Raw genomic sequence first — 13,885 nt, 5'->3', positions numbered from 1 at the left:
GACTTAAGTAAGAAGGCCAATTCAATAGATGTAAAACTTCTCCAACGCTATAAATCATGGCTATAGGTCATGGGTAGGCTAAGGGACACTCGCTGTTGCTTAAGATGATGAGAATCATTTTTTATAAACAGAATGTTAATTTTCCAGCTACTTATTATGCTGATACACAAGAACGCTTTCCACGAGACGTTATGGACATTGCGCTGTATCAGGAAAGATAAAATAAGAAGAAATTATGATATGAACATCATTTATATCATAATTTCTACAGTCAATGGCTCTATGTGTGCATGAATATATAACAATCTAATATTTATGATTTTTATCACGAGAAAGTGTGCAATTAGTCTGTACTGTGGGTCGATTTTATGTAGGTTTCATTTTATAGTAGAAGTATCAGTAAGCTATGCCCAGTCCTACAAAATCTGTCACTCGTTCACTTCTGCCACAACAGATGTGCGGTAGCCTCCCCCATGCAAACTGGTATGAGCTCATACCAGTTTGCATGGGGGAGGAATGCTTTAGCGAAGAAAATATTACAGGTGAAATAATTGTCTATAACAGATTCCTTTCAATTTTTGTTGAAGGAAATTGATAACAGCATTGACGTTATAAAACTTAAAGCAAAATCTAATAAAAAAAAATTAAAACTATTTTTTTTCATTACACTGCTTTTTAGTACAGCAACGACATTAATTTTAGCTTTTGACATTTCCGGATATGAGAAGATACAAAAAAATGTTGCACTTATTGTTAGTGCTATACTTACATTAGTTAGCGGATGGACAGCGAGGTTTGATTATCAAAAATTATGGTTTAGGCAAAAAGCAACTTTGTTAGCTATGTATCAACTTAAAAACAAAGTTAATTATTTAAAAATAAAACCTGATGCAACTCAATCAGACATTGACAATCTTTTTGAAGAATATAAGTCTATTTGGGAAAAAGACAGTCAAGAATGGAGCAATATAAATAGGGAATATATTGAAACTAAAACTATAAAATCAGAAGATAAAAATAGCGGAATCACACAGTAATGAACATAAGTATATTGAATATTGACAAAATAATTATTCATCAAATTCATCAACGTGATGAAGAAGGAAATAAAGTAGAACCAACTCGAGGTCTCTCCTTTATCACTTTTGATGAGGATGCTTTACAGGGTTTCAAATCACGAGTAATCGATGCTCTTGGTGATGGCTCTAAAGCTGTTAAGATGAAAATCTTGGAGCATGGCGAAAGTTACGTACCTTTCATCGCCACCAATGTTATTGATAAAGAAGGTGATGAATATATTGATGAAACTTATTTAATTGCAAATAAACTTGCAGATGCTCAAACGAGAAGGGCAATACCTGGCGGTATAGTTGTGATTTTCACTGGCAACTATGGTGTAAATAAAAGAAAATTCGTTGGTATAATTAAAGCTGATATATACAGCGCCTATGAAAAAATAATTGATGACGCAACCGGCCAGATTTCATTGAAATTTGTGGAAGAAATACTCCTAACACCATCAACTAAGCTTTATAAAACAGCTGGTTTTTTTCAATCCAGTGATGTCAATGACAAAGATGATTTGAATAAATCGTGGGATGTAATGATCTCAGACTATCAAATTAGCAAAGCTGATGGTAAGGCTGCTGCACAGTATTTTTATCAGCATTTTTTAGGTTGTGGATATCCGGAAACAAATGCACGCGCCACAAAAGTATTCTATGAGAAAACAAGCGATTTTTTAAATGAACTGGATATCAGTGCTGAAAAGAAAAATGCCTTAAAAAATGCTCTAGTTACTTATTTGAAGTACGAAAAATCAGATGTTATTTCTGCTAAAGATTATGCTGAAAGATTCTTTGATGATGCCGTAAAAGATGTTTATCTTGAGTATGCGAATGAATACGGAATTCCGCAAACATCATTCACAAGAGACAATGAACATATTGAGAGTAAATTAAAAACAAGAAAGCTTAATTTCAGTAAAAATATAAAAATCACAGCTCCCGCTGATATTTTTAAAAATCATATTGTGATTGAATCTACTAAGGGTGATATCAGTGATGATGGTACTCAAGCAGAGTGGACTAAAATTCTTATCAAAGACAAAATAATACTCCAAGAGTAATAAAATGGATGAATTAGAGTTTTTGCAACGTTGGGAACAAGACGAACCTATGTATAGAGCATGGGGGGATTTTGTCGTCTCAAATATCTGCAAAGAACTCACAGAAAGCAAAAATCGTGATCTTGGTAGTTTTTTAAAACAACCTATAGCTCCCAGGGTAAAACAAAAAGAATCTTTGGTTGATAAAGCCTTTCATCGAAAGGATAAATCATATGGAGATCCCTATAAAGAGATTGAAGATAAAGTTGGAGTCAGATTTGTCGTATTACTCACTTCAGAAATAGATGAAGTATGTGACATAATTAAAAATTGTGAACTATGGGATTACAAAACATCCCGGCATTATGACGAAGAGCGTTTAAATACCCCATTAATTTTCACTTATCAATCAGTCCATTTTATTGTAACGGTGAAAGAATCATTTGAATATAATGGAGTATGTATTCAGCAAGGCATTCCATGTGAGATACAGGTAAGAACATTATTACAACATGCCTATGCCGAGTTAACTCATGATGCTATTTATAAAGCTAAAACTATCGTTGAACCAGATATACATAGAACGATAGCAAAAAGTATGGCATTAATTGAAACAACTGATGATTTTTTTTGTTCAGTCGCGAAGACACTTAATGAATCATCAGATGTTTTTTCAGCAATACAAAGGACTCTTGACCATGCCTATATAACTTTAACAAAAGAAAAACCAAATAACCAAAAATCAATGCTGTTAATATTAGACACATTTAAACAAATAATCGATTCTGATACAGTAAGAAGATTACATCAATTTATAGATGATACCCCAGAACTCGAGACATTAATTATAAACGGAAAGAGAAAAAGCGTTTTCTTTGAACAAAGCATTATCATTTTTGTGTATTGGTTGATAAAAAGACGCAAATCCACTTTAGAAAAAGAATGGCCATTAGATTGGAAATTAATTCAGGAAATGGCCGCAGATCTAGGTGTTTCCCTAGATAGACAAATGTAAGCAATCACCAACAAAAAAAACATAAAATATATTAGCATCAGAAAAATAACAATTTAATCTTAATGATACTTTAAGTATATTTTTATATTTACCCCCCAGCAATGTTTATTTATTCCGTCTCCGACACTTAAATCTATTTCTTATAATCTTATTTTTGTAAGCCATAAGCGTGAAATTCTTGCCACTTTCTTGACTGACAGCGAGGTAGGGATGGCAATTGTAACTTGTGCATTGTCGGACATTGCCATCCGTTAACTTAAGCTATCTATCCAAAATTAATTCAACTAAATATAAAACCATTTATTTTCAATTGGTTAATTGAAAATAATTAATCCTGAAAGTAAAAAAGGTCTTTCCGGACTCATTATTTTCTATCCGGACGCCACTTTTTTATCCAGACCTATACCTCCCCTCCCCGTTCCGCGCTATAACCGCCTCGACATTCTGTTCCCGTGAGGTGCAATCATGAAAACCCGTGCTGACAGCAACGATGCTTTTCCCGAAAGCGGCAATGTACGTATGCGGCAGGTGGTCCAGTTTCTGGCGATGAGCGAATCGTCGGTTTACCGCCTGATTAAAAACACCGACTTTCCCCGCCCCGTCCACCTCTCTTCCCGACTGGTGGTTTTCGATGCCGCTGAAATCCGCCAGTGGCAACAGCGCCGCACCGCCATCCGTTAATCCACGCTCAGGGATGAGCCGACCGATACCCCATCATGAAACGCGCCCCCTTTCTCTGTAAGCAGTCTCCCGAGCGCACGCTCGAAGTGGTAATCCTTGCCGGAAGCCAGGCATGGGAAACCTCACGCGCCTGGCGAAAAGATCCCGACCGGGAAGATGATGTTCCCCCGGTGGTGCTCGGCCCGGATGAACTGGCCGATCTGGATAATCTGACCATTATCAGACCCGACACACTTTACGTCCGGGTACTCCGCACCGGCGATATCCACGAAGAGGAGTTGCTGAAAATCGCCGTAAAACTGGCACATGCGGATGTGCAGATGGCCCGGCTGATGAGCCCCGACGGTGAGCTGCTGGAGAACTGGAGCGGTCAGCTTGAACGCCTGCGACAGGAAAGGCCTTCCGACATCCTGCCGGATCACTTCCGCCTCGATGAAGAGGCGCTGTGGTTTGATAAGCTGACCGAACGACGCGACGGCGAAAGCGACGTCCAGCCCCAGCGCATTTGCTCCCCTCTGCGCGTCACCGCCATCACCTGCGACAGTCATGACGGCAGCTATGGCCGCCTGCTGGAATGGCATACCACCACCGGGCAGTTGCGGCGCTGGGCCATGCCGATGGCAATGCTCAGCGGTAATGGCGAGGAGCTGCGGCGCATACTGCTGGAGAATGGCCTGACCTATATCTCCACCCGCCCCGCCCTGCGCAGCCTGCTGTGCGAATATATCTCGCGGTCACTCCCCGGACGCCGGGTCACCTGCGTGGAGAAAACCGGCTGGCACAACGGCGTGTACGTGCTGCCGGATGAGGTTATCGGTCCCGGTGGCGACAATGTCATCCTTCAGGGCAGCCACTATCTTACCGGCGGCTTTGCGCAGTCCGGCACACTGGCGGAATGGCAGGAGCAGGTCGCCGCGCTCTGTGCAGGTAACTCACGGCTGGTCTTTGCCGTCTGCTGTGCACTGGCCGCCCCGCTGCTGCGCCTGACCGGAACGGGCGGCGGGGGTTTTCACCTGCGTGGTGAGTCCACCGACGGCAAGACCACGGTGATGAAGGTGGCCGCCTCCGTCTGTGGCGGCACGGATTACTGGCACTCCTGGCGGGCTACCGGGAATGCGCTCGAGGGAATTGCCAGCCGCCACAATGATGCCCTGCTGCCGCTCGATGAACTGCGCGAAGTGGACCCGCGTGAAGCCGGGATGATTGCCTATATGCTGGCGAACGGCCAGGGCAAGGGGCGCGCCCGCACCGACGGCGAAGTGCGTAACCGCAGGCACTGGACGCTGCTGCTGTTCTCCACCGGGGAGCTGTCGCTGGCGGAACATACCGAACGCGCCGGGGAGCGCCTCTACGCCGGGATGGACGTGCGCATGGTACAAATCCCCAGCGACACCGGACAGCATGGTGCGTTTGAGCAGCTACACGGCTTTGCCAGCGGCCAGCAGTTCGCCGATGCCCTGTGTGACCGGGTGGCCCGCTTCCACGGCACTGCTTTTCGTGCCTGGCTGGCCTTCCTCACCCACGACATGGACGACAACATCGCACTGGCAAGAGAGTTACTTCGCCGCTACCAGACTGCCCTGATGCCGGAGCATGCCGGAAACCAGGTGCAGCGCATCGTGGCCCGCTTTGCGCTGCTGGCGGTGGCCGGAGAGATAGCGACGCTACAGGGCATCACGGGCTGGCAGGAAGGCACGGCGTATGAGGCGGTCCGGATCTGCCTGCACGCCTGGCTGAACGAGCGCGGCCATATTGCCAACCAGGAGGATGAAGGCGTGCTGGCGCAGATCAAGCGGTTTATCACCGCGCACCAGTACAGCCGTTTTGCCTCGTGGGACGGCCCGGACCGCCCGCTGAATATGGTGGGCTTTCGCCGGGTGGAAAAAGATCCGCTGACGGGTGAAGAGCACACACTGTTTCACATCCTGCCTGAGGGCTGGCGGGAAATGTGCCGGGGATTCAGTCCCGCCAGAGCGGCGAGATTATGCCAGGAAGCAGAATGCCTGCTGCCCGGCAGCGAAGGGAAATACCAGTCGCAGGTTCGCCTGCCGGAGATCGGCAAAGCCAGGGTTTACCGCCTTACCTCCCGCATCCTCAGTGTCTGAGTGCAGCCTCGCGTGTCTTAAAAAAAGGTGGTACAGAGTGGGACAAGTGGTACACGCAGAGCTGGCGCGGGTTTCAGCGTCCCACCTTAGAGAATTTGGTTTAAAAAAAGTGGTACAGGGTGGGACAGCCGTTGCTGATTCTGTCCCACTTTTCAGACTGGCATTTCTCAGGTGGTACAGCGCAAAGCCACGGCTGGCGCGGTTGTACCACTTGTCCCACCTGTACCACCTCAAAAACAGAAGAAATGAAAATGGCGAAAGGAGACTTCAAAGGCAAAGGCTGAAAGGAAGGGAGAATAAGGGGAACGGGCCTGCCCTTAAAGGGCAAAAGCCACGAGAGATACAGACTGATAGTGATCGTTAGTTCTATTGCTCAGTATTATTGTCACCGTCAACATTATGGTCGATCTGACGCGCCACACTTGCCAGAACGCGTTTCAGTACCCGCCCTCGCTGTACAGGGGCCATGTATTTGAACAGGTTATTGAGTAGCTCAAGATCCTTTTCAATTTCTGATATCCCGTCCTTTGGACAGGCAAACTCTTCATCATCACCTAAAAACCATCCCGCTTTGATGCCCATACCAGCAGCTATCTTCCGAAGTTGCATGATTCCGGGAACGGATTCTCCCTTCAGATAGCTTCGAATGGTTGAATTGGGAATACCGGTTTTATCTACCAGAGAACTGACTGTGTCTTCAGATAACGACATCGCTTCGGCAAGGCGAGTGCCAAACTGAAAATTGTTATCTTGATCAAAAAATTGATTATCTTTTTTAGACATTAGACGCCACTAATCAGTAATCAATTGATTTCGTTGAATTCAATAAAAATAAATTCACAATATGTTGTGAAAAATAGATCTTTAAATTCACAAAATCATGTGATAACTTATCTGTACAAATTGCAGACTATCACCCTCTGCAAACCCAACTGCTGAGCATCGCATACTCAGGGCTGAATTGCCACGCATCCGCTCGTCCTGAAAACCGCTCAGTTCACAAAAACACGCCACAAGCGGGGATAACAAAGAAAGCAGTATGAGCCATCGCTGTTTATCGCCATTACCGGAGCCCCAGACGCTTACGCCTGTCATGCCTTAACCTCTGTCCGCCAAGTCTGTGCGCTCCGGGCCTTTTACCCGGAGGACTCCTTATGTGGACAGTCAGCCTCGCTGAGGCGTTTATTCATGTATTCCAGGCCGCAGGCAAAATCTTCCTCGACATGATGACCGGGCTTATCCCGATGCTTATCTGTCTGCTGCTGGCCATCAACTTCCTGATGAAGCTGGTCGGCACCGTCAGAATGGAGAAAGTCGCCGCCCTGCTCGGCCGCTCGCGCATTCTCACCTACGGCATGCTGCCGGTACTCGGCTGGTTCTTTATGAGCAGCCCGGGCGCGCTTACTTTAGGCAAGCTCTTACCCGAGAAGAGCAAGCCTGGTTATGAAGATGCGCTCGGCACCACCGCCCATCCCCTCACCAGCCTGTTTCCCCATGTGGTGCCCTCAGAGCTGTTCGTCTGGCTCGGCGTGGCCGCCGGGGTTAAGGCGCTCGGCCTGCCCGTCACCTCGCTGGCGCGGCGCTATATTGCCGCCGCCATGCTGACTGGCCTGATACGCGGGATTATCACCGAGTACCTGTTCCTGCGGCTCAGCAAACGGGGGAATGCATCATGATGATTTACTGCGCACGTATTACTGCCATCGGGCTGTTTGTCGCCGACGGCCTCACCGACAAGATGCTTATCACCTTCGACAGCAACGGGCCGAAGGACTGCCTCGATTACTCGCTGTCGCTGGAGCCGTCGTTCCGGGAAGAGAGCCTGATGATACTGCCCGGCGACCGCCTGCTGCTGGCGGGCCATGATTATCTGGTGACTGCCGTCGGCAAGGGGGCTCAGCAGGCGCTGTCTGAACTCGGCCACCTGACGCTGGTGTTCAATGGTGACCTGAATCCCTGCCATGTTGGCGCGGTTCATCTCTCCGGCCCGGTGCCGGACCTACGTGACCTGCACGGCAATCTGGTGATAGAGGAGGGACGCCCATGAACACGGTACTTATTCCTCCCGGTCCCGGCGGATACGGTAAAGGACTGTGGCTGCCCGTTGGCAGCGGCAAAAAGGTGCTGTCGCTGACCGGACGCGAGATTCATCCGGTAGCGATAGAAATCGGCGCGCTCACCGAATCGGAAATCGTTAACGGCTTCTCAGACATTCCGCCGGATAACGACATCCTGTGCGTGGTGATTAACTGCGCCGGGTCCCTGCGCTGCGGCCTGTATCCGCAGAAGGGCATCCCGACCATCAACGTGCTCCCCACCTGGCGCGCGGGGCCGCTGGCGCAGTTTATTACCGAAGAAAACTACGTCTCCGGCGTCACGATGGAGCAACTGGTTCTGGTGGATACCGCCGAAGCGCCGGACAGCGGGCCTGAGTCACTTCCAGCTCCGGAGCCAGTCATTACCACCGCTCCGCCGCCTCCCCATGGCGCGGAGAAACTGGTGCGCATGGTCGAGCGTACCGGCACTGCCGTCGGACACGTTATCGCCCTGCTGTTTGCCGCCAGCCGTGAGGCGGTGGACGTGTCCCTGCGCAACGTTATCCCGTTTATGGCCTTTGTCTCGCTGCTGATAGCCCTGGTGCAGGAGACCGCGCTCGGCAGCCTGATTGCCCACGCCCTGACGCCGCTGGCGAACTCGCTGTGGGGACTGGTGCTACTGTCGCTCATCTGCGGCATTCCGTTCCTCTCCCCGGTGCTCGGGCCGGGGGCGGCCATCTCGCAGGTGATTGGCGTGATGATTGGTACACAGATTGGCGCAGGGGCGATATCTCCGGCTTTCGCCCTGCCCGCCCTGTTTGCCATCAATGTGCAGGTCGGCTGCGACTTCGTGCCGGTGGGACTCTCCATGCAGGAGGCGAAACCGGAGACCATTGCGAAGGGCGTCCCTGCCTTTCTGCTGTCGAGACAACTGACCGGACCGCTTGCGGTCATAGTCGGCTGGCTGTTTTCCCTGGGCTTATTCTGAGGACATAACGATGAACAAAATCAGAGCCGCCGTGGTCGGCGCAGGTATCTACGGCAAACACCATATGAACGCGTACCGTCATAATCCGGATACGGTGCTGGTCGCTATCTGTGACACGGATACAGAGCGCTGCGATGACCTTGCCATGGCCTGTGGCGTGATGGGCTATACCCGGCTGGAAACACTGCTGGAAGAGGAAGCGATTGATATGGTCTCGGTGGCGACGCCGGACCCGTACCACACCGAATCCATCCTCACCGCCCTGCGCCACGGCAAACATGTGCTGGCAGAGAAACCGCTCGCCACCTCGGTACGCGAGTGCGAGCTTATCGTGGAGATGGCGCAGCAGCGGGACCTGCTGGTCGGCGTCGATTTCCACAAACGCTGGGACCCGGCAGTGATGCGCATTAAGGCCGAACTGGAAAAGCCGGAAGCCGGGCGCATCCTGCGCGGGCATATCAGCATGGACGATGTCATCAGCGTGCCGACGGAGTGGCTGAACTGGGCGGGCGCAAGCTCCCCGGTGTGGTTTCTCGGTTCACACTGCTTTGACCTGGTGCGCCACCTTTCCGGCCAGGAAGTGATGTCGGTGTACGCCGTCGGGCAGAAGCGGCTGATGGTCGAATGTGGCCTCGACACCTTTGACAGTGTGCAGAGCCTGCTGACGATGGCCGATGGCAGTTCGTGGGTGGTGGAAAACTCATGGGTGCTGCCGGAGGGTTTTCCGAAGGACAACGACGGGCGCATCGATATTCTCTGCGAGGCAACCTATATCCGCAACTCCTCGCAGCATCGCGGGCTGGAAATCACCACGCCGGGCATGACGCTCACGCCCAACAGCTATTTCATCAACTACCGCAACGGCGTTGCCAGCGGCTTTGGTATCGATCCTATCAATGACTTTGTGCGGGCGGTCAGGAACAGGTCACCGTACCCGGTAACCGCAGAAGATGGACTGGAGGTCAGCCGGATTTGCGAGGCGGTTCATCGCAGTCTGGAGAGCGGAAAGCCTGAGCGTCCGATAAAACCATAACTTCAAGGGCGTATCTGTCTGCTATGTCAGACTGGTAAAGCCCTTAACCCAGCAAGCCAGTCAAAGCACAGGGATGATTAGAAAGCATGGTCAGCTTTGAGCGAGAAGCTGACATGATATATGACCACAATTTTGATGGCTATGAATATGCTATTGGGTAGCACAACAAATTAGCAACACCATGCAGTTTGCAAAGTAAATAATTTGCAAACTGGTTATTTTTCATTTCAATAAACTGTACTGCACTCACTATCCGCTATAAAACTCTCACTATCTAGATGGTTATGGATGCTGTTAGCTAAAAGGTCAAGGTTCTGTTGGTGAGGTATATTTAAAAAATCGGATGGAACACTACTGACATTAAGTGATTGGATAAATGATAATAATTCCTCTGCACATGATTTAGTAATGCAACAGTGATTGTATTTAAATATAGTTTGCAGATTATTTATTTTCCTTGCCAAGGTTACCATGTGTGTCAGGGAATCCTTGTTAATATTGTATTTCCCTGATGCTGCGTGTTTTAACTGTGATGAAAGATGAAAGTAGCTCTCGTGGAATTCCATCATCTCTTGTATCAAGCGTGGCCATGATGCAATTCGTTCTATCTTTTCGAAACTTAAAGATATATTGTTATGCTCAGGGATTTTTATTGTGAATGACTGCTGTCCACTTGTTCTCCACCCCGGTTTTGTTAAGTCGAGAACATCCCTAACATAGCGTTGGATCCATACAAAATATGAATCCGCATCGTCTGACGAAACATCAACTCTGAATAGCAAGAAAGGTGTGCTAAATCTTTCTGTGTAGAGTAACCCCCCCTTATCGAATGAAAAGGGTATATTATTATTTTTATCTACTTTTAATGTTGAATTTGTACCTTTAACCTGCGCGTGAAATATTGCCCCTGTTGAGATGAATACGTCATGATTATTCTTATCCTTGTTGTTTTTTTCAAAAATTTCTATAAGAAGATCAATCCCATAATCACGCTCGGTTAACTCCCGAATCACCCAGTGGTCTGGGAGAATATTTAGAACACGTTTAATCGACCGAGTATCTATTATGTGCTGTACTGTACGCATAGAAGCCTTTAGAAAAGATGATTGAATTTATGGTTGACTGTCGAGCGAATGGGAATAGTCGGACCTATTGCGAATGTTATACAATGATAGCGGGCCATCATAAACATCAGTACTGGGAAATAAAGTGTTTATTAATTTTAATAAATGATAATAAATCCAAACGATACTCTTTGTCAAATTCCTAATGGGAAGGGACTTCCGCTTCTTGGTACAGAGCTATCCGAACAACTAAGGGCAGGTTCCACGCCACAACCTTAACTCTGCGCGATTGGCCGTAATGAGTGGCGGGCACCACATTACTCCACTAGACCATGATAGGAACCGACAGAAACTACAGCATCAACAAATTTCTTCGCCGTTTCCCGATCCATTATTACGGTTTTCCCATCGACAGTAATATAAATGCTGTCTTCGGCATAGTATGAAGATCGACCGAGTTCCAGATCCATAGAAGTTTTACCTCCTTGATCCTTGATTGTTTCTTCAAAAAACATAGTAGTGGCCATAGGGTGTTCCTTTTGAGATTTCCAAAGTTGATATTTTAAGAAGCACTTTAACTTCGTAGCTTACGCTAAGAGGATACTAACACAGTAAATGGTAGCAACGTCAGCTTTTGGCACAAAGCGGACGACAGTAACCAAACGCACATATCAATGGCATATCTCCTGCACAAGCTTTGCCCTTACCTTGCCCACAAACAAACCCCTTACGCTTCAGTCAGTGCTGGTGGAAAACACCATGCGCTCTAAAGCGCGCCACAGCATTATCGTCTCCCTGCATGTACCGGAGACCGGTGTCGATCTGCTGGCACCGGTACAGCTTCAAGTGGATGCGCTCATCGCCAGCCAGATCGAAATTACGTCCTGAAAACAGTGATGCGTTTTAATCCGGCTCTGAACTGTTTCGCCTCTCTCACCGGGAACGCGTCGCCACGGATTTAATCACCACTGCTCGCGGATCACTTGTTTCACCTGGTATAACACCCTCTGGAAGACTGACCAGAACGCTGGCCATACGGACGATGAGCGGGATACAGGTTTGTCTTTCAGGATTTGTCTCATATTGCCGGAAATGCTCTCTTGCTCCCCGACGGCGAGCACTACAGTGCTCTCAGTCGCGACAGGCAGAACCACAAGCTCAAGCGAAAGCTGATCCTCCGCAGTGATGTTGTCACCCTCTGCTGCTGCCTCATCCAGGCATTTAATCCCCTGCGTCCCGAGCCCCTAGATATCCAGCAGCCATGCATGACAAGAGCGTTCCCGCCACACATCAAAAGCCTCATCCACATAGTCAAATGCTCCCAACAGGGACCAGCCGTATACATGGGCAAATACCCAAACGCCCCCTTCTTGATGCCAGCCAATCCTGTCATGCATCCATTTGATATGGCCACCTAGAGAGAATTGCTGTCTTCGGCAGATGTCTCCACTCTATAACCCTGCTCTACTGAAAATGGGAGAATGGCTGACAACCTTGCTTATGATATCCTTTTCAAGGAAGAACTATCGCGTGCAGTGTGCTCCACCTACTCGCGGGACTCACAAAAGGCTGCGCTTATTTAGTCTGCCCTTTTATTTGTATCGTAACTCTGAAGAGGAATCTATGATCCAATATTTTTCTGAAAAAAGAACACTTGAGAATAGAGCATTACAAATATGGCAAATCCTTATCGGATTCGCTTATGAGCGTAAGATAACTACATATGGAGAAGTTGCTGATATTCTTGGCTATAAAGGCGCTGGTACGATGGATCGTCAACTAGGTCATATTCTTCACTTCTGTGCTCAAAACGAATTACCACCATTAAGTGTATTGGTTGTAAATTCTGAGACAGGATTACCTGGAGATGGGTTTGATACGACAGGTGATTTACATAAACAGAGAGAAAAAGTATTTAATTTTGACTGGTTTGATATTATCCCGCCAACGCCAAGTGAGTTTGCTTTAGCGTGGGAAATAGCAGAACAAAATGGTTTTAGTGTTCACTCATAATAACCCGATGCAATTGATGAAACTACTCCAAACTTACTGATTGAATGACCACGGGTTTAACAGACACCTCCGCGTCATTTACGGATTGCCCCCACGGTAGACGCTCCTGCCCTTTAGTTTGAGCACAGGAGGAGCGTATGGTTATTCCACAGGCCATCGTGGCCCCTTTCCGCTGCAAACCTGACATTTCCACGCTGCTATTCTAGCCGTTTGCTGAGGTAACCGTTTCCTGTCCGATGAAAATACCGCACTTCTGACGTTATTGAACCAGCATGGCCGGGGCACCAGCCCAATCGTGAGTCTTGACAGGTAAAAGCTTACATCAGGTTCACCCTCCAGAGCCTTCAGTGCTCACCTGCGAAGACAATCCTGATAAACATAAAAAATATATATTCCTGCGCGTCTATACAAGCCATCTTAATTAGCAATGAGGCGTTTGTTAAACCAATGGCAGTCTATATATAAGAGTCAGGGGCTCATTTTCGATCTATATGATGATTGAGGTTTATCTTCTGCCACCGGTTCATTATCAGGCTCTACATCTTGTACTGCGGTCGGTACTGCTGCAAGCTTTAATTTTTGAAAATAATCTAATGGAATTATAGCCCCAATGTTATCCTGACCAAGAGCTAACACATTTACCTGACTTGGCTCTTGACCACCAGAGCCTCCACCATCGGCATCACCGTTTTTGCAAACTGTTAGCGCTTGAGCATACTCACTAAGCTCACTTACACTCATCCCTCCTTCAAAAAATGGTTTTTTTGGTACTGGACTGATCCCTTGGCACTGAAAATAACGTTCCTCTTTAAGAATAAAATCTTTAGTTTCAGAGTCAATACT

General features: G+C 47.8%; 15 protein-coding genes. 11 read left to right on the top strand and 4 right to left on the bottom strand.

Annotated elements, in window-relative coordinates; genetic code table 11:
• The first annotated feature begins 551 nt into the window (after positions 1 to 551).
• From KQJ18_RS07290 to KQJ18_RS07270, 5 genes are all read left to right on the top strand, one after another.
• The gene (locus KQJ18_RS07290; RefSeq protein WP_216421742.1) at positions 552 to 1,037 is read left to right on the top strand and encodes an SLATT domain-containing protein; all 486 of its coding nucleotides are present in this window, start codon (positions 552 to 554) and stop codon (positions 1,035 to 1,037) included.
• The gene (locus tag KQJ18_RS07285) at positions 1,037 to 2,128 is read left to right on the top strand and encodes a nucleoid-associated protein (protein ID WP_216421741.1); all 1,092 of its coding nucleotides are present in this window, start codon (positions 1,037 to 1,039) and stop codon (positions 2,126 to 2,128) included. The genes KQJ18_RS07290 and KQJ18_RS07285 overlap by 1 nt, the downstream gene beginning before the upstream one ends.
• A gap of 4 nt (positions 2,129 to 2,132) precedes the next feature.
• Positions 2,133 to 3,122: a RelA/SpoT domain-containing protein gene (locus KQJ18_RS07280; RefSeq protein WP_216421740.1), complete on the top strand. Its 990-nt coding sequence runs from the start codon at positions 2,133 to 2,135 to the stop codon at positions 3,120 to 3,122.
• Positions 3,123 to 3,587: 465 nt separating this feature from the next.
• On the top strand, positions 3,588 to 3,803 hold the full coding sequence (locus KQJ18_RS07275; RefSeq protein ID WP_006687292.1) for an AlpA family transcriptional regulator: 216 nt from the start codon (positions 3,588 to 3,590) through the stop codon (positions 3,801 to 3,803).
• Positions 3,804 to 3,838: 35 nt separating this feature from the next.
• Entirely contained in the window at positions 3,839 to 5,908 is a 2,070-nt protein-coding gene (locus KQJ18_RS07270) for a DUF927 domain-containing protein (RefSeq protein ID WP_216421739.1), read from the top strand.
• A gap of 366 nt (positions 5,909 to 6,274) precedes the next feature.
• Here KQJ18_RS07270 and KQJ18_RS07265 read toward each other — a convergent pair whose 3' ends face one another.
• Positions 6,275 to 6,691: a helix-turn-helix transcriptional regulator gene (locus tag KQJ18_RS07265; protein WP_045324751.1), complete on the bottom strand. Its 417-nt coding sequence runs from the start codon at positions 6,689 to 6,691 to the stop codon at positions 6,275 to 6,277.
• Positions 6,692 to 7,062: 371 nt separating this feature from the next.
• Between KQJ18_RS07265 and KQJ18_RS07260 the strand changes: the two genes are divergently transcribed.
• The 4 genes from KQJ18_RS07260 to KQJ18_RS07245 are packed head-to-tail and all read left to right on the top strand — an operon-like array spanning position 7,063 to position 9,965.
• Complete coding sequence (locus KQJ18_RS07260; protein ID WP_216421737.1) at positions 7,063 to 7,584, top strand: PTS glucitol/sorbitol transporter subunit IIC; 522 nt, start codon at positions 7,063 to 7,065, stop codon at positions 7,582 to 7,584.
• Positions 7,581 to 7,955, top strand: coding sequence for a PTS glucitol/sorbitol transporter subunit IIA (locus KQJ18_RS07255; protein WP_216421735.1), 375 nt, complete (start codon positions 7,581 to 7,583; stop codon positions 7,953 to 7,955). The genes KQJ18_RS07260 and KQJ18_RS07255 overlap by 4 nt, the downstream gene beginning before the upstream one ends.
• Complete coding sequence (locus KQJ18_RS07250) at positions 7,952 to 8,932, top strand: PTS glucitol/sorbitol transporter subunit IIB (protein ID WP_216421733.1); 981 nt, start codon at positions 7,952 to 7,954, stop codon at positions 8,930 to 8,932. Before KQJ18_RS07255 ends, KQJ18_RS07250 begins: the two co-directional genes overlap by 4 nt.
• A 10-nt stretch (positions 8,933 to 8,942) precedes the next feature.
• The gene (locus KQJ18_RS07245; protein ID WP_216421731.1) at positions 8,943 to 9,965 is read left to right on the top strand and encodes a Gfo/Idh/MocA family oxidoreductase; all 1,023 of its coding nucleotides are present in this window, start codon (positions 8,943 to 8,945) and stop codon (positions 9,963 to 9,965) included.
• Positions 9,966 to 10,192: 227 nt separating this feature from the next.
• On the opposite strand, the gene KQJ18_RS07240 is transcribed toward KQJ18_RS07245, so the two are convergent.
• Together KQJ18_RS07240 and KQJ18_RS07235 are read right to left on the bottom strand one after the other, a co-directional pair.
• Positions 10,193 to 11,050, bottom strand: coding sequence for a DUF4365 domain-containing protein (locus tag KQJ18_RS07240; protein WP_216421730.1), 858 nt, complete (start codon positions 11,048 to 11,050; stop codon positions 10,193 to 10,195).
• Between the two features lie 296 nt (positions 11,051 to 11,346).
• Complete coding sequence (locus tag KQJ18_RS07235) at positions 11,347 to 11,556, bottom strand: hypothetical protein (protein WP_110146903.1); 210 nt, start codon at positions 11,554 to 11,556, stop codon at positions 11,347 to 11,349.
• A gap of 232 nt (positions 11,557 to 11,788) precedes the next feature.
• Here KQJ18_RS07235 and KQJ18_RS24840 point away from each other — a divergent pair, with 232 nt between their 5' ends.
• Both KQJ18_RS24840 and KQJ18_RS07230 read left to right on the top strand, forming a co-directional pair.
• Positions 11,789 to 11,917, top strand: coding sequence for a hypothetical protein (locus tag KQJ18_RS24840; RefSeq protein ID WP_256444610.1), 129 nt, complete (start codon positions 11,789 to 11,791; stop codon positions 11,915 to 11,917).
• Positions 11,918 to 12,652: 735 nt separating this feature from the next.
• The gene (locus KQJ18_RS07230) at positions 12,653 to 13,042 is read left to right on the top strand and encodes a hypothetical protein (protein ID WP_216421729.1); all 390 of its coding nucleotides are present in this window, start codon (positions 12,653 to 12,655) and stop codon (positions 13,040 to 13,042) included.
• Between the two features lie 468 nt (positions 13,043 to 13,510).
• Here the strand turns inward: KQJ18_RS07230 and KQJ18_RS07225 are convergent.
• Positions 13,511 to 13,885, bottom strand: a 375-nt coding sequence (locus KQJ18_RS07225) for a hypothetical protein (RefSeq protein WP_216421728.1), incomplete at its 5' end; no start/stop codon positions are given.

It is taken from the genome of Citrobacter sp. S55_ASV_140 (genome assembly GCF_018919505.1).
GTDB lineage: Bacteria > Pseudomonadota > Gammaproteobacteria > Enterobacterales > Enterobacteriaceae > Citrobacter > Citrobacter werkmanii.
This window is presented reverse-complemented; position numbering and strand designations above follow the sequence as displayed.